Source organism: Parapedobacter sp. SGR-10 (assembly GCF_011030405.1).
GTDB lineage: Bacteria > Bacteroidota > Bacteroidia > Sphingobacteriales > Sphingobacteriaceae > Sphingobacterium.
This window is the reverse complement of the sequence record NZ_JAAJTJ010000030.1, coordinates 1-17,895: the sequence shown is the minus strand read 5'-3', so window position 1 is coordinate 17,895 and position 17,895 is coordinate 1. Positions and strand designations below refer to the sequence as shown.

Annotated in this window: 8 protein-coding genes; all 8 read right to left on the bottom strand. The window is 41.7% G+C overall.

Going from position 1 to position 17,895, the window contains the following annotated elements:
• Positions 1 to 20: 20 nt before the first annotated feature.
• Positions 21 to 3,635: a hypothetical protein gene (locus G5B00_RS15915; protein ID WP_163877734.1), complete on the bottom strand. Its 3,615-nt coding sequence runs from the start codon at positions 3,633 to 3,635 to the stop codon at positions 21 to 23.
• Positions 3,636 to 3,650: 15 nt separating this feature from the next.
• A complete protein-coding gene (locus tag G5B00_RS15910) occupies positions 3,651 to 4,589 on the bottom strand; it encodes a DUF5017 domain-containing protein (RefSeq protein ID WP_163877731.1) in 939 nt (312 codons plus the stop codon).
• A gap of 19 nt (positions 4,590 to 4,608) precedes the next feature.
• A complete protein-coding gene (locus tag G5B00_RS15905) occupies positions 4,609 to 6,480 on the bottom strand; it encodes a RagB/SusD family nutrient uptake outer membrane protein (RefSeq protein ID WP_163877729.1) in 1,872 nt (623 codons plus the stop codon).
• 16 nt (positions 6,481 to 6,496) lie between these two features.
• The gene (locus G5B00_RS15900) at positions 6,497 to 9,739 is read right to left on the bottom strand and encodes a SusC/RagA family TonB-linked outer membrane protein (protein WP_163877725.1); all 3,243 of its coding nucleotides are present in this window, start codon (positions 9,737 to 9,739) and stop codon (positions 6,497 to 6,499) included.
• A 31-nt stretch (positions 9,740 to 9,770) separates the two neighbouring features.
• Entirely contained in the window at positions 9,771 to 12,881 is a 3,111-nt protein-coding gene (locus G5B00_RS15895; RefSeq protein WP_205966447.1) for a SusC/RagA family TonB-linked outer membrane protein, read from the bottom strand.
• Positions 12,854 to 14,290, bottom strand: coding sequence for a choice-of-anchor J domain-containing protein (locus G5B00_RS15890; RefSeq protein ID WP_163877719.1), 1,437 nt, complete (start codon positions 14,288 to 14,290; stop codon positions 12,854 to 12,856). Before G5B00_RS15890 ends, G5B00_RS15895 begins: the two co-directional genes overlap by 28 nt.
• A 627-nt stretch (positions 14,291 to 14,917) precedes the next feature.
• Positions 14,918 to 16,330 (bottom strand): polysaccharide lyase 6 family protein, encoded by a 1,413-nt coding sequence (locus G5B00_RS15885; protein ID WP_163877715.1) that lies wholly within the window; start codon positions 16,328 to 16,330, stop codon positions 14,918 to 14,920.
• 322 nt (positions 16,331 to 16,652) lie between these two features.
• A complete protein-coding gene (locus tag G5B00_RS15880) occupies positions 16,653 to 17,861 on the bottom strand; it encodes a hypothetical protein (protein ID WP_163877712.1) in 1,209 nt (402 codons plus the stop codon).
• Between the last annotated feature and the right edge of the window lie 34 nt (positions 17,862 to 17,895).

Here is a 17,895-nt window from a genome sequence, read left to right as displayed (position 1 = left end):
ACTTCCATCCTTTATCCGTACTAAGGGGCTATTGCATACACGTTCTTTCCTGAAAAAACACGAATTTGCCCATCGTTAGCCACGATTTTTGGTGAATATATGGATGTTCGGGAAAATGTATATGCATATTTTTCCAAGACTTCACCTTTTTGGGAAAGCTTATACACATATCCATCGGCACATACTGCGTATAAGTTTTGCTTTACCCTAATCATATCTTCGACAGATACGGGAAGACTCACCCTTCCTTTGACCTGACCGAGACCATCCACAAATGTAATATCACCGAGGGCATTGGACACCGCTAGCTTCGCTTCACCCTGCGCTAATTCTACTATAGCGGTAGGCTTACCGCCGATATTTAGCCTCCATGTCTTTATGGGATTGCTGTCTACTGTCTGTACATATAGATAACCGTCTCCCCGACCATATACAGCTTCTTTGAGGCCGTCATCGTTCAGATCCAACACGGCTAATGCATAAACCCAGGGCGAAGTAGTGATATGTGGCAATACTTTACCATCCTTAATAATCGAATGGTAGTAATATTCGGTTCCTGCCGCTATCTCATCTGTGCCATCTCCGTCCATATCGCCCGCAGCACCTGTAGTGGCGCCGTGGTACACGGCCTGTTTCCATATTTGCTTTCCGGCAATAGAAAAAGCATAGTAGTGCCAGGACTGTGCTCCTGCAATAATGAGGGTTTCTGCTCCTTTTTTTGCTGTAAATATCGTCGTGACTTTACCATTTCTACGTTGATACAACGGTATAACTTTTTCCCAAACTATGTTTGCTTCTGTATCTAATAAATATAAAGCACCCTCTCCCTTTCTGGTATTGACCGGAGCCACACCTACGGCCCAGTGTACACCTTTGAATGTTTCTACCGCACATATCGCCGTAATGGCCTTAGGAAATTTTCGAGTTGCCAATATAGTATTTTTATCATCTTTTAGGATGAAAGTGCCGTTTTGCAATCCTACTGCATATTGTCCCGACGAGGAAGACAACACCGATACATTTGAATCGAAATCTTCAACGGTTACATTTTTATTCCATTTGACGTCTACATCTTTGGAGGCTACCGGTGTGACCAAAGAAGCTGTTTTGTCTAAACGTTCCAATATTTCCTGTAGCTGTATTGCCGTAATTTCTTGAGGTAAGGGTATAAAGACGTCTTTTTTGTCTGTAGATTGCCACTTGAACTCCCCCACTTGCAACTTCTGTGCTCCTCTGGCTACTATTCCCTCTTTTGCTACAAAACAGACATCAGCTTCTATGTGCATAAGATCACTATCAAACCGCCCTAATACAGCTAGTTTTAAGGATTTTTCCGATTGCGAAAGAAATACATTGTCGGCTACTCTTTTAATAGCAGGTGGCTTGGGGGTTTTCTCGGCTACGGCCTGCATAAAATTGACAAACCATATTTTATCTCCTTTCTTATAGCTTCCATCTTTTCGTTGAACAATATATTGGGTATTTCTATCCGAAAAACTATACCCGGACAAGTTGCCGTCTTTTCGGCCATGCATTTCTTCCAAAACCGTCCTATTCATTCGTTGGGCACCGCTTCCTTCTACCACGAAAAAGGTATTCGAAAGATCGTCCTTGTCCGCTTTCTTTTGGACAATCTTGTACCCTTGCGACAGTGGTGTGACCTGCCCCGTACTTCTCCAATACGCTTCGGTTATATATTGTCCATCCTCCTGTATCTCCAATTCATCAATTACCCAAAATCCGTCTTTGGGAGAGTAGTTTATATTTCTTGTCCAGTTTGTCCCGTTGTAATCTTCCAGTAAAATAGATAGTAACGAGCTTTTTCTGTCCGGGGTATTCCCTGCTGACAGAACTTGTGATAATGATGATTTTCTTCTCTTCTGCAAGCTTCTGCTCTGATCGGTCAGCTTGCCATCTTTGCTGACGACGATCGAGTTGTGATCATTTGGAAATTTCTTGATGTAATCCCCTTCCCAAAGCCACAATTTATCACCGGCAATATACTGGCTTATGCCATTGGCATCAAAATGACCATGATTATATCCATCACCATTTATCCCTGTTATAGACAAGAAATCCGCCTCTTTATTCCATCCGCTTCGGAATACGGCTTTGTCCAAGGTCTCTCTTTTATAATAATTGCCTACACCATATTGTTCCTGTTTGAAGGGGACGACCACTTGATATTTTAGACCTAAGCTATCCGAACCCGGAAACCCAGTATAAGGAAATTCCTTCAGTTTATTTTTTCTTTTATGTTCTATCAGATTGACAATGTATGCTGCCTCTTTGTCCCTCAGTATCTCCACAGCATACTTCAATACGGTATATCCTCCATCATGCCCCATTGGATTCGCATCACCATATCCCGCAGTATATCCCAAGTGATTGAATTGAAATTTACAGTACTCGACATAACTTTTAAATACGTCATTCTCAAAAAAGTCTAAATCATATATACCACTTGCCAATGCGTAATCCATGAATATCTGATAAACCAGATATTGGTATCCTGCCGCATCCTCCGGTGAAAATGTCCGGGGAGCTACACCCGCAAAAGCGTTGTCTGCCACAGCCACCCAAAACTTTGCCGGCTCATAGTCATATCGAGACAAAAGATACCTGCCCGCAGAAGACAAAGAGCGGGAAGCAAAACAAGAATGATTGGTAAGGTATTCCTGCTTTTCGTCTTTGTATAACCGCAATGGATCTTTCAATTCCCAATGCACCAACATCTCCTCGGCTATTTTTCTTATGAACTCCGCGGCCTGCAACCTGTCTATATCCGAGAATTCTTTTGAATGCTCCATGAGATAGACAAATTGCGGAAAGAGATGAAAAGTAAAGCTTGGGGCTGTTTCTGTCCTACCATTAATCGTCCTGCCGTAATGATCAAAAACAATCTTTTGCATTCTTGCAAAGGTCTTTGCATAAGGATCATAACCTGTCATTTTATACAGATGAGCAATATTGCCGAGGGAATCTCTAATGGCAAATTGCGTCAGCACATAACTGGCATTATTGGAATAATGGGCTTTCAAACCGCTCACCATGTTTTCTAAACGTTCTGCCGAGTAACGGGTATCCCATCCTTTACAGGCTATGAAGTGTTGTATCTTTTTGGGATTATCAATCCGACGTACCAACACTTCCAATCCCTCATCGATCTCTTTTCTATCTTTCCCTCCAATGAAAATAACGTTTCTTTTCCAATCCAATGCGTTGAAGATCGTTCGGACCTCATAGCCTAATTGATTATCTCCCAATTGAAAATTGGCATTGAGCTGCCTCAAAGGAGTATTCTCATGAACAGTACCAAATAAAATCAGGTGTTTCCCACTTTTTTTTGCTTCTTGCCACGATACAACGGGTATGTCTATCCCCCACTTCTGTTGTAAAAACTGTCTTATATGTGTGCCTTGTCCTTCCTTCTGCTGGTCATCAGATTTTACGATGACCACATTCAATGCATTCTTTTCAAACAAGGAAAAATCATCTTTTGGAAAATATGCCGGCAGATCAGCAGGAAGTTTCTCCGTCACCTGTTGGGAAATTTTAAACTGTACGGTCTGTTGACTCCACACCGGGTCTGCCAAAAGGAATAAACAAAGAACAGATAAAAGCAATTTATTCATGAGTAGTTATAAGGTTTATTCGTCTTCTATTGTTATTTTTATCTGTTTGACCACTTCTTTGTATCCACCTATATTCGCATTGATTCCTAGGAAAGTCACGATATACTCTCCCGGCTCTGTAAATACATGGATATGATTTTTTAAGAGGGGATCCTTATTCCCTTTGATCGCAACAGCCCTATCGGGACCACTATCTATTCTATCCAAATCCAAAGCCTTGGTCACTACCCAGGTATCCGTCGCGGGATCAGGATCTGTCGGTAAAGAACGTGCATAGCCATCCAGATTGATCGTCGTGGCACTTATCGTGGAAGCTGTCTTGGCATCCTCACTTTTCTCCACAATCCTAAAATCTGAAGTAACGATATCGGCCAATACGTGGGTTCCATATATGGATTCACCCAAAAATTGTACACTTTGTATCGCGCGCCTCCGAACCGGACCGTGTTCTCCTTGTGGCAGGCTACTGTAGCGAAATGCAAAATACAAAGGCTTACCCTGCTCATATAGTTCTGAAATCTCATAATCACCCGATGCGACATAAGTGCCTGAAGTGCCATATGTAAATTCGGATGTAATATCGTGCCACGTCGCGCTTATTAAATTATCATACGAATAGCTATTATTAAAATCTGTGGATACCAATACTTTAAAATCAGATACCTGAGAGCCTGCCAAAGTGGGATAGGCATTCCTAAAATTTACAATTGTTTTTTGCAGATCAATCACTCTTGATTCCCGGAAATTGTAATCATTGTATATCTCTCCAGAGTAAAAAGAAATCATGTCAGGATTCCCTTTAAAATGAAACATCACTTCCTCATTTTTCTGAAAAACCGTCTTGTCTACCGTGACATCAAACTCTTCCAGCCCTCCGGACACTTCGATATCCCTCTCGCAGGAGACCAATCCAATGGATACAATTGCTATTAATATTTTTGATAAAGTCTTCATTTTCATTTCAATTTTCTACTTACCATCCTGGATTTTGAACCAATGCATTGTTTAAGTTTAATTCTCTCGCTGGGATCGGCCACAGTCTATGTTTTGCTCTTACATTTGCATAGTAATTGTAATAATAGCGACCCGCTAAATTTGCTGTACTCAATGTATTGGCTACCTGTCTCATTTCAAACTCAAATATCCCCCACCGTATTAAATCACCTTTACGTATGGTTTCAAAAGCAAATTCCCGCATACGTTCGTCCTGAATAGTTTTTCGGAAGTCACTCAATTCTGCTGCTGTCAATGCTGCATCTTCGGGAAAATAAAACCGAGCGTTGACCCTCCCTCCCGTCCCACCATTGGTCGGAGTAATAGTCACGTATGAATAATTGGGCAAGTCGTATCCGGATCCCATTTTAAATCCGGTTACGGGATCTCTCACTAACTGCAATGCTGTGATGGCTCCATTAGTTACAGTAGCTGTGATCTCTGCTTCGGTACCTGTTGCATTGGGCAACGTTATTTTGGGTGGAGACAAATATCCTGATCCTCCGGCATTGATACCAAAACCTCCGGATACCTTAATTCCTCCCATATTAAAAGAACGCAACTTAACTTCCATAAGTAGATTTCGAGCCGAATCACTCGGCACGCCATTGGAACCTTCATTGCCTAGATGGACGGTCTCATAATCTGCTTCTGCAAACATCAGTAATACGTCCGAATACCTCAAAAGAGGAAAATTTTGAGGTGTCCGTGTTCGATGCTTAGGTAGCAATGTCTCATACTCTCTTCTGAACTTGCCGGCATGCCTATTGTTGAGGTACGTCTGCGTCGTCGATGTCGTATAGGATGTGGAAAAATCATGATTTGCACCCGAATACACAAAACTTGCGATTGTCCAGTCCCGGCGCAAATCTCCAGGTTTATAAATGCTATACAATTTTGATGTGGCTTTTACACCTCCAAAACACTCCCCTATGACAGTAGATGTTGAAGAGGGCCCTGCCAGATATCCCACTTGTCCGGTTTCTGTATACGCATCCTGACCGTTCCCCATAAACTCGACTTCCCAGATACTCTCTTTGGGATCATATTTATCCTGTGCATAATTGATAAATATCTGGCTAAATGACGGATTCAGCGCATGTCCTGCGATAGGATCATTGATGACTTTTGACGCCCAGTTCTTGGCTTCCTGATATTTGGATACATCCCTTATCGGATACCCGGCCATATGTAAACAAACCCTTGCCAATATACCTCTCACAGCCGATTTGTTCACCCGGCCTCCATGTCCGATGTCCTGAATACCGTCCACCAGGCCTTCCGCAGCAATCATATCAAGTAGAATCTGTTCGTACACCTCCTTGTCGGTAGATTTGGGAATATCGATATTGTCCACATCCTTCAAAGGCTCTAAGATCAAAGGAACTCCGCCATACGTTTTGACCAGCATGAAATAATAATATCCCCTCAAAAACAACGCTTCTCCCCTCAATCTATTCCTATATTCTTCATCGATCTCTTCATTTGTATCTACATTAGCGATAAACGCATTGGCCCGCCCTATTCCGGTATATAGATCTCGCCAGAAAGAATTGACATCGGAGTGACCCGAAGTAAAATCGTTAGCGTGTGGACCAGACACGGGACTTTCTCTTGCATAGTACCCCTCGTCGGCCTCAAGGCCTAATCTATAATTCATAAGCCCACCATAGAGTGCAGACGACTGTAGCATATCGTAGACTCCCCGTAGACTCGCATCCAATTGTTCCGGTGTGTCATAATAATATGTCAGATCTGCATAGAAGTCTAAAGGTTCCTTGTCTAAAATCTTTTTACACGAACTAACACTTAATACTATAAATGCTAGAAATAGGTATGTTATCTTCTTCATATTATCTCGTGTTATTTTAAAATGCTGCATTGATACCAAAGGTCACTGTTCTGGCCTGTGGATAAGGTGAATAATCGAAGCCCGGTGTCAAAACAGAATGCCTTGTTGACACTTCGGGATCAAGACCCGAATATTTTGTAAATGTCCATAGGTTTTGTACGGCCATCCGAAGACTTAATCTGGACATATAGGCTCGCTTCACGAGACTGGACGGGAGTGTATAACTTAATGAAACCGTTTTCAGGCGTAAAAACGATCCATCCTCCAAAGTTCTGTCTGAAAAATATCCGGCAGGTCCCTCTCCACCCACTTTGTACAGGGTGTTGGATCTATTTTCGGGGGTCCACCGGTCGTTGAACGAGGCGTATTGATTCAAGTTGAATAGCTTGATGTAGTTACCGTCAAATATAACCCTGTTGGCATTGAATATATCGTTGCCATAAGACCACTGTAAAAACACATGCAGATAGAACCCTTTGTAGGAGAAATTATTGGCAAGCCCTCCGGCATGTATGGGTTGTCCCCTTCCGATAATGGACATATCCCTATCATCGATCACTCCATCTCCATTCAGATCTCTGTAGCGGATATGTCCCGGCTGGATTTTGTCCCGGTCAGATCCATTGGACGGCAAATTCGATTTGAGGGTATATGCTCCTGTAGACGAGACATCGAAATCCTCGACCTGATATATTCCGTCAAAGATATACCCAAAAAACATCCCTGCAGGATATCCGATTCTGGATGCATACAGGTCAGCTGTATTCTGCCCAACAGTCATTGGGGAGAACATCGTATGCTGGTTTCGGGTCAGCCCGACAACCTTATTGCTGTTAAAACCAATGTTAAAACTGGATATCCAAGAAAACTGCTTGTTCCGTATATTGGTCGTTTTCAGGGTAAACTCAAATCCCTCATTGCTCAATGAGCCGATATTCTTAAAAACCCGTGTAAAGCCTGTAGCAGACGGCATTTCTGCATTCAACAATAGATCTCTTGTATTCTTTTTATAATAATCAAATGTAAAATCCACTTTTTTGTTGAACAAGCTCAGGTCGTATCCCAGGTTAAATTGATAAGTCGTCTCCCATTTTAATGCCTGATTACCTATTTTAGAGATGACAATCCCACCAATCGGCAAATCATTGCCAAATCCGTAGGTATTGCTCAGGGTGTTTGTCGCTACTGTAAAAGGCTCATAATAACCGACCCGGTTATTTCCGGTTGCGCCGTAGCTCACCCTGACTTTTGATTCCGATATTGCAGAGACAGATTGCAGGAAATTTTCTCTCTTCATATTCCACGCAAAAGCAAACGAAGGGAAATACGCAAACTGATTTTCCTTTACAAATTTGGACGAACCATCAGCCCGAAACGTTCCCGTAAACAAATACTTCGATTTGTAATCATAGTTGACGCGTCCAAATGCAGACATTAGACCTCCTTCTCCACCACTACCCGAAGAGGAAAACGGAACCCCTAATTCCAATCCTTGCATGAGCAAAGTCTCATCCGGTATGTACATGGTGCCGAAGCCAAAGGTTTCGGTGTGAATCTCTTGCATAGAGAAACCTCCCATCAATTCTACCTTATGTGCTTTGTTGAATGTATTCTTATACGTCACAAAGTTTTCATTGGACCAAGTAGTTCCTTCTCCTTGGGAGAACAAACCGTGTACATTCCTTGCCAACGTCCTGTTTCGGGGACTACCATGTGGTGTATTGGAATTGTAGAATGTTTGGTTTTCTGATTTGGAATTGTTGATGGAAAAGGTTGATTTCCACTGCAATTTTTTATTTATGTCATATTCCAGAGACACATTTGTCATAAAATTATAGGAATTCCGATGGGTATAATCATTCTGGGCCGTGACAATCGGATTCAGACGGAGATCGGATGGATTGTCAAACTCATCGTCAAAACCATCCTCTACAATATTTATATTGGGATTGCCTGTGACAGGCCGATAAGCCCAGGTCCTGTACAAAGCGTATGCCGTAAAGTTGGCCCCACCCCCGGCGTTTACGAGCCCTCCATTCCTTAGGTTTTCGCTATAGTTGATATTTACCGCTGTCCTGAACCGTTTGCTAAACTCGTGATCTATATTTAATCTTCCCTGATACCGCTTTGCACCTGTATTTACGATAATCCCCTGTTGGTCAAATATAGAACCTGAAAGGGAATAACGAGTCGTTTTGGTTCCTCCTCGAATAGCGAGGCTGTGATTTTGATTCAAAGATTCTCTAAAAAGCAAATCCTGCCAATCGATCCCCTTTATATGGCGATAATCCTCTAAAGTTCTACCTTCGGGATCATAAAATTCATTCTCGGGATCCAAATCCGCCGGTGTATAGATTTCAGTAGCCCTGGCCTTGTTGATCTCCATTTCCAGATTCACAAATTCCCAGGGAGTCATCATTTTAATGGTCTTGGGGATTTTCTGAAAGCCCAGAGACGAACTGAAAGACATAATCGGCTTTCTGACCTTTCCTTTTTTGGTTTGGATCATGATGACACCATTGGCACCTCTTGCCCCATAGATCGCTGTTGCCGAAGCATCTTTTAAAATATTAATTGATTCGATCTCCTCGGGATTAATCGCCGCATTGTCCGGGTCTTCGATCGGAAATCCATCGATCACATACAATGGCGAATTACTTTGTGTCAGTGAGTTCGCTCCACGGATGACGATATCCATTCCCACTCCGGGCTGGCCATCCGAAGAAGACACCTGTACTCCTGCTACCCGTCCTGCCAATGCCTCATCAAATGAGCCGACAGGGGCTTCCATCAGATCATCCATATTGACCTGCCCCACAGAACCTGTCAAATCTTCTTTCTTAACGGTCCCGTATCCAATAACAACCACGTCATCCAATTTTTTTTCTTCCAGACTAAGGGTTATATTCCTGACACCTGACTCAGTCACCTTATATTCCTGTGGTGTAGAACCGACAAGCGTATATACCACTACGGAATTCGCCGGTATACCCCGGAGTCTATAGTTTCCCTGTGCATCTGTAGCCGTCCTTGTCGTACCACCTTTCACCTGTATATTGACACCTTCCAATGGATTTCCCTGTTCATCCACGATCTTTCCCCGGATCTCTATCATCTGCTGTTGCTCCTCTTTTGGACCCATAGGCATAGACGAAACGGATACTTTGCAGAACATAAGAAAAGAGAATACAAGAAATCCAGTTTTTAGAAATTTATATTTTCCGGCACGGGTATATGGAGTTATTGAAATCTTTTTCATTTTCAAATTTTGTATCGTTAAAAACTCTTATTTAGAAAGTCGCATTTAATCCAAAAGCAATGGTTCTGGCTTGAGGATAAGCGGAATAATCAAATCCTTGAGTCAGAATCGAATGATATACTGAAACTTCTGGATCCAGTCCTGTGTACTTCGTGAATGTCAGTAAGTTTTGTGCGCTGGCGAATAATCTCATGTTTTTGACATGGATCGCCTTAACCATATTTTTGGGCAAGGTATAACCCAACGAAACTGTTTTGAGCCGTAGATAAGAACCATCCTCCAGCGTTCTATTGGACAGCATACCTACAGGGCCTTGTCCTCCTACCCGATACAACGTATTCGATCTGTTTTCTGGGGTCCATCTTTCGTTGTAGCTGGCATATTGGTTCATTCCCATCTTCTGATAAATGTCTCCTTCGAATGCCAAGCGATTGGCATTGAATATCCTGTTGCCGTAAGACCATTGAACAAAGACATTCAAATCAAAAGCCTTGTAGGTAAAATCATTGCTAAATCCCCCAAAATACTTCGGAAGACTATTTCCTAAAACAACCTTATCATTTTCGTCAATATGCTTATCGCCATTTATATCCTTGTACCTAATATCTCCGGGTTGGATCATTCCTCTGAAATTTCCATTATCACTCCGATCGGATTTGAGTGTATAGGTTCCTCCATTGCTGTCAAAATCTTCTACCTGATAGATTCCATCAAATTGATAACCGTAAAATGTACCTAAGCCCTGTCCCGGCTGAACGACATACAAGGATTGGTTAAAAAGGGGTGATGTCGAGAAAATAGGATAGCCATCCAAATCCCGATGCAATTCAAGCACCTTATTCCTATTGAAACTGATATTAAAACCACTCCTCCACTTGAAACCCTTCTTATCGACATTCACCGTGTTCAAAGCAATTTCAAGCCCTTTGTTTTCAATCCTCGCCACACCTGCATATCTCCTGTCAGTAGAAGTCTCTTTCTCATATACATCTATACTCAGGCCTACCCTATCCTTCCAGAGTCCCAGATCATAGCCTATGTCCAATTGCTTGGTTCCTTCCCATAAAAAATCACTTGGATATGCAAAATTTACCACTTGTATTGAATTTCGAAAAGGCGACCCTAATATTCCCAAACTCGCTCTTAGCTTTGCATGGGACACGACCTGCGCGCTTTTCAAAAAGTTTTCCTGCTTCATGTTCCAGGCCAAAGCCACTGCTGGCGAATAGCCTATTTTTTGACTACCATTGCTTTCGTCCGCTCTAACCATACCTGTCAAAAAGTATTTTGATCTGTAATTATACTCTCCTCTCAAAAAATACCCCTTAAACTTATATTCACTGGCTTTGGACAAAGTAGAGGTGGGTAGCCCTTCGTCAAGACCATAAATACCGATACCATCATTGGGCAACGATTCAACCTCATATCCAAAAGCCTCATTTCTTATTTTGTTATATGAAAATCCCCCTAGTACATTCAGCGCATGTACCTTGTTGAAGACTTCATGATAGGTCAAAGTGATATCCGAGGAGATATTCCTGCTCTTATCGTAGTAAAAACTACCATTTGTTCCGCCTACACCATTTCCGGCGGGTGTTTTCTTATTATAGAAAGCCGTTCCTTTTGCCTTATCCAAGGCTACGGAGCCTTGAACCCTGGCTTTTAGATTTTTCAATATATCGTATTCCAAATAGGCATAAGCCAATAAGTTGGAATTTTTAAGCTTTTTCTCTTCATTTTCCAATGTCAAGACGGGATTGTATTTTATATTGGGGGCCGAATTGTATTCGGGATCATAGAGGCTTCCCAAGAGGATATCTGCACCATAGTTTCCCGAAACGGGGCGTGCTCCCCACATCCTTGCCAGGGAATAAGAAGATAAATTCACAGCATCTTCAAAGTTGAGTGTCTGTCCATGGCGTGCGTTGTCACCATAGTTGATCCCCAATCCAGTTCGCAATACCTGACTTAACTTTTGATCCAGATTGGCCTTGCCCTGATATCTATTCGCACCCGAATTGAGCAAAATTCCATTTTGATCATATAAGGAAGTAGAAATGCTAAATTGTGTATTGGCATCGCCTCCGGTCAACGAAAGCGTGTGCAGTTGGATCGGGGATGTCCGAAAAACTTCATCTTGCCAGGAAATACCACTCATATTGCGATAATCATTCAGTTTACGTCCCGATGGATTATAATCGGGATCGCTGGGATCCAGTTCAGCAGGCGTATAGAGTTTTTTCGCTTGCAAATCATCCAATTCAATCTGATAACGAACAAAATCGTAGGGAGACATCATCTCGATTTTCTTCAAAGGATTTTGAAAACCAACAAAACTATTCAGTTGTATAGTGGATTTTCCTACGTAACCTCTCTTGGTCTCAATCACAACAACACCATTTGCCCCTCGTGACCCGTATAGCGCTAACATAGACGCATCTTTAAGCACGGTTATATTTTGTATATCGTTGGTATTTATAGCCAGATTATTGAGATTTTCGATCGGAATTCCGTCTACTATATATAGTGGAGACACCTGATGAATAGAACCTTCACCCCGAATCACCAGATTCAACGGGTCTCCCGGTTGTCCATGAGAACTACTGACACGTAGTCCGGCTACCCTACCAGCCAAAGCTTCTTCAAACCTACCCACTGGTGCTTCGCCAAGGTCTTGCATATCTACATAACCCAATGATCCTGTCGTATTGCGTTTTTGCACTTTATAATAATGCAAGTCCACCACTTCGTTCAATACCGTTTTCGTCGATGCCAACGTGATATTGATGACCTTTTTGGACGAGACTTCTATTTCTTTGGTCTCAAAGCTCACATGACTAAACCTCAACGTCGTCGTAGAGGAGGTCAGGTCAATATTGTATTGTCCGTTCCTATCCGTGATAGCTTTTTGGCTTCCGTTGATGTCTTCTACCAAAACTCCTGGAATAGGGTTCTTTTTGATATCGGACACTCTCCCCACAACACCTGACTGCTGACTAACTGAATGCAGGGTATTTGCTTTCCCGGATGCAATACCCATAAAGCATACGGTCAATAGAATCTGAAGGTTAAATCTTAAATTGTAAATTAAATTCATCGTGATCGGGATTTCATTTATAAATCTAAATCTATTTCTTTCCATTTTTCATCGGGATAGGTGTATCTGAATTTGGCGGTTCTTTTTTCCATAGGAGGTGCCGCATCATATTTCCATTGACCACTTGTATACACATAGTTTTCGGCATGAAATTGTGTATTATCCTGTTTATACAAAACCGTTTTCTTCTCCCCCTCTTCCGGATCTGAAATCCGAGTTGTCAGCAAAGGAGAGATAAGCTCGTGTGCTTCTTCCGGTGTCATAAACTCCTTGCCTATACCTTGATAGTCTGACGGTTGCAACACATACACACTATTTAATACCTGCCATTCATTTTGATGATACTTGAACACTTGATATACTTCCTCCGACGAAGCAATACTCATCCCTTCTATCTTGCCGGATAATTTCAAATTGTCGACGACATAGTATTCGCTCATGGCATAAGTCCCTGCTAATAGAGGCAATTGTGACCGAAAAGCGACGTAGATTTTTTTGCCGGCATACTGAGGCAAATTGGCCTGTAAGTTTCTAATAGTAGCGGGATAACCTGTCTCTTTGGGCACATCAAAAACACCCAGCTCTGTGGTAATGTCTGTCCAGGTACTGTTCAGTGGGTTCTGTCCATCAAACTCTTCCGTAATCATGACCCTCACATAGTCTTTTTCGCCCGGATTTCTCGAATAACCTACTCCAAAATCAAAAGAAAAAACAGCATCTTGTACCGATGTCAAATCTTGCTGAGGCAGCACAATCCAGGCATCCCCTCCCGCATTACTGTTGTAATTTGAATACATAGCCGCTCCCCAGTCTTCGTTGCGAACGTATATATGCCAGGATCGGGTGCTTGTTGTCAGGTTATCATTGAATGCGCCGGGGAGGGCGACTTTTGCGCCACCACTCGATCCATTAAATGTACTGAAATCTTCGCTGTATACCACGTGATCGATGAGCTCCACTGTCGGCTCTACCTCCGATTGATGATACCTTACAATTCTGTACGCACCTTCCTGTGCGTCGGGATAGTGTCTCTTTAATATCAAAGGGATTTCTGTAGCTGCCGGTTTGGATGGCGTAAACGACTCGACAAACAAGTCTCCCCATACCTCTTTATAATCCTCTGTCTGTACAACTGTCATCTCTCTAGACAGATTGTTGAGGGAATCCGGATGATCATAATCCATATAATCGTACGTAATCGACACCACTTCACCTATCTTGGCTCCAGGACGTTTATTATTCAACCATTCTTCCAAAAATCCCGACGCTTCGTTTAGAGGTGTGAAATAACCGTTCAAAGCCGGAAAAGATGTCTTGGGGAGTGCTTTATAATCTACAAAAGAAATCGTTTCAGATTCTTGTGAAAGCGCATCTTCTTCATTCCAATCCTTGCGGCACGATACTGTATACAAGCATACTATACTTATAGACAGAATAAATAATATTCTCTTCATACCTAAATTTATATTCATAAAATAGTTTTAAAACCTCCTAAATTATAATCGAATAATTCATCAATTGTAAACGTTACCGAAAAGACGGTTGTTTATGAATTAAACATCCATATTGTACCGATCTTTTAGCGTCATTATTCATCTTTATTTATTCGCAATTTTTTTTTGTTAACGTTACCGAAACGTGCTATAAAATATTTCTTATATAAGAAAACGAGCACAAAATATTAATGAAGGATTGCTCATAAATTTGGTTTATAAAACTTATCAAACGACTATCCTATAACATTTAATACTTGACTAAGATATAACATTCAAGATAGAAATCAAAATTTTTTCAGTTTTTCCCGCTAAATCAACTCCTCGACTAACGCATGGGTAAGCACAGTGCCACCAGTATTTGATAAATAGGTATAAGTCAACTCTTAATATCATTCAAAGTTTTCTTTTGTCATACTGACGACAGGAATTGCAAAGCCATCATCCATACCATTGAACCGAGCATAGCGAGCTCATTGATGCCATGAGGAACAGACAAGATCAATAAAACTAACACAAATGAATAACCATCTTTTCGAATAGGATTTACAGATGTTTCTCCCACCTTAGATATTCGGGAGAAACAATTTACTCAGTTTTGCTAAAATTTAAACGACTACCGTATGGTCTATCCTCAATCCCTAATTCCTGCCATCTTTCTTTGATCCAGGAAGGTCCTACTTCGGTACGCTCTAGAGGTTGTCCGATGATATTTCCTTGGTCGGCACTCTTTCTACCAAGCTGATAAAAACCATTCTTCCATACCAGCTTAGGGTTTTCCCGCTTTATTCCTGATTTTTCAATAGATTGCCCGTTATATACCACATTTCCTGCATAGATCATATTAATCGGTTCATCCAATACATGGATCAGCCGTGACTTTTCATCTGCACCTACGATGATATTATTTTTGATGGTCGAATTTGATACCGGCATGATCTGTTGTTCCCAGCGCTTGTAATATTCCCCTACAGTGATACCCTGATCATTGTCCACCAGCACATTGCCTTCTATCATGACATCTTTCAATTGCAGATATCCATGCAAAGGCGAATTTTCCCAGCCTTCAATAAGGGCTATTGCCTGCCTTGCCCCTCTCAGTCCCTCAACATAATTGTTGCGGATAATATGCTGCTCTCCCATCACACGTATGCCTCCCGTCAGCCTCACTTTGTCTCCAAATATAAAATTGTTCTCTACGAGATTGTGGTTTCCATGGCGCAGACTGATACTTCCTTGAGATCTAAAAATCGTGTTGTGACGGATGATATTACGTCCTGATTTAAGGCCGATGAGTTCGCCTTCTCCGTTACAGTTTTCAAACAGGTTATATTCTACTGTCGTGTAAGAATCCGATAGGGACGTCTGGCTCCAGCCTATTCCTATCGCTTCAGCGCCGTTCTTTCCAAGCACCGGGATGTCTTTAAAATAATTATGATCGATCTGGTGATAATCGGCAGAATCCGTAGCTCTGGAGACTGTTATCAATTTTCCTGCGCTCACCTTTTCACAAAAAAAACAATGATCCACACGGTTATACATCCCTCTCAAATTAACCCAGAATTCCGATCCGTCTTCCTTCGGCCTGTTGAACCTGACAACAGCGATGTTGGTCACCCGGCTATGGTCGGCAACTTCTTTTCCATTGCCGAACCGGATCAATGTTCCTGTAGGCGAATACCCATCCTTAAAGAACAAACCATCCACTACCAAGTACCGCCCCGATAGCCTTAACGATGATTTCCCGGAGACAATCACTTCCCCTGCTGTTTGGGCTTTTAACGTGATCGGTTTTTCTGCTGTTCCATTACCCTTGACCAGTATGTCAATATCTTTCCAGACACCGTTCTGCATGACGATCACATCGCCGGGCAGAGCAGCTGCAAAGGCTTCATGCAGTTCTCTGGCTTCCTTAACGAGTTTTGTCCGGGAAGACTGTGCAACAACAGTTGTACCACAGTTTATTAATATCAAAAAAAGGATTATGTGTTTGTATATCATGGGATGCTTTTTCGTTCTTATATTTTCTTTTTTAGTAACGACATTTTTTCTAAACCACATAGGAACATAATTTTTTCTTCTGCTCGGAATTTACATAGATGCCAAAGGCATTATAATAGCCACGCATAGCTATGTGAGAAAACTTGTTTTCAACTATAATATCTGTTTCACACCTTAAAAACTGTATGTTTCCTATGTATCTATGTGGTTCCATTTTTTTGTCGTGTACTGAAATTTTCTTTGACACCAATATCTGAAGACGGTTTTTTCAAGTGTCTCTAGTGTTAGATATCGCTGTCAAACTTTTCTTATAGAGATATCTTTAGTATAAATCATCATAAAATGCCAAAGCTTCCTCATAGGTAGTTGCCAAACCTGATGCCGTGACTGCTGTTCCAATACTCACAATACCTGTCCATGGAGCTACGGCTCCATACCCACCCTGACACCTGTAAGACACATTTGTCGCTACATTTGTATTCGTATTGCCTCCGAAAAGAATTTTTGTTCCATCCAAACCTAATTTTGATGACATTATGGCCCTTTTTTGCGCTACTGTACCGCTCCCCAATGTAGATGCGTCAGTAGCACTAATCAAATGTGTTCTTCCGGGAGGATTATACCCACTATGATGAAAAACCAAAGCATATCTGGTATTTTGGTTTCCAGAAGTACTGTAATTAAATTTATTTTTTGTTATCATGAAACTGGTACCAAATGTTTCATCCCCCGGATTGACATCATTGAAAACCGGTACTTCGACAAAAATTGGGTTTACACCGGTTAGGTATGTTCCTGTAGACGTAAATGTATTGCCATACACCACACCATGGGTAGAGTTAGCCCCCCTAAACCGTACAAAAGATCCTGCACAGTCCTTGAACGTGTTGTTGATGACTTTGAGTCTTGTCACACCATACGAGCCGTAAATCATATGCGCAGTAGATCCAACGCCGATATTTTCGAAATGGTTTTGCCTGATGATTATTTTGTCCGCTGTAGCATAATGCGCTCCTAATGCTCCATAATACACATTTGGCATATCTTCGAATCTGCAATATGCTACAGTTATATTCTGACTTCTCTGTATGACTAATCCATAACCTGTAACAGGCCCTGTAAATTTCAACCGATGTACCAGGATATTCTTACTATTATTGGTTATCGACATCAATGTAGCAATTGAACCGGTAATAACAGCGGAACCTATCGTATTACATTTCAATTGCAACCTGTTGGTTGAATGTCCAATATTATTTAAATTAATGGTCGACGTCAAAGTATAAGTCCCGTCGGCGAAAACGACATCGACTGGATTTGATTGCAGTTGCGTCTGAATATTAGACCAAAATGTAGCGTTCAGATTTGTAGACGGGGTTACATTTACAATAGTAGTTGCTAAGGTAGAATATTCTCCCTGTGGAGTCATTTCTATGTCGTTCGAGGCACGTGCCTCTTGAATGATTTCCTGTTTGTTGCAGGAAAAAAGAAAGGTGGAGACAGCTCCCCACAATAAAATGTTCTTTTTCATGATTAAAAAATTTAGTCCAAATTGATGAGTTTTA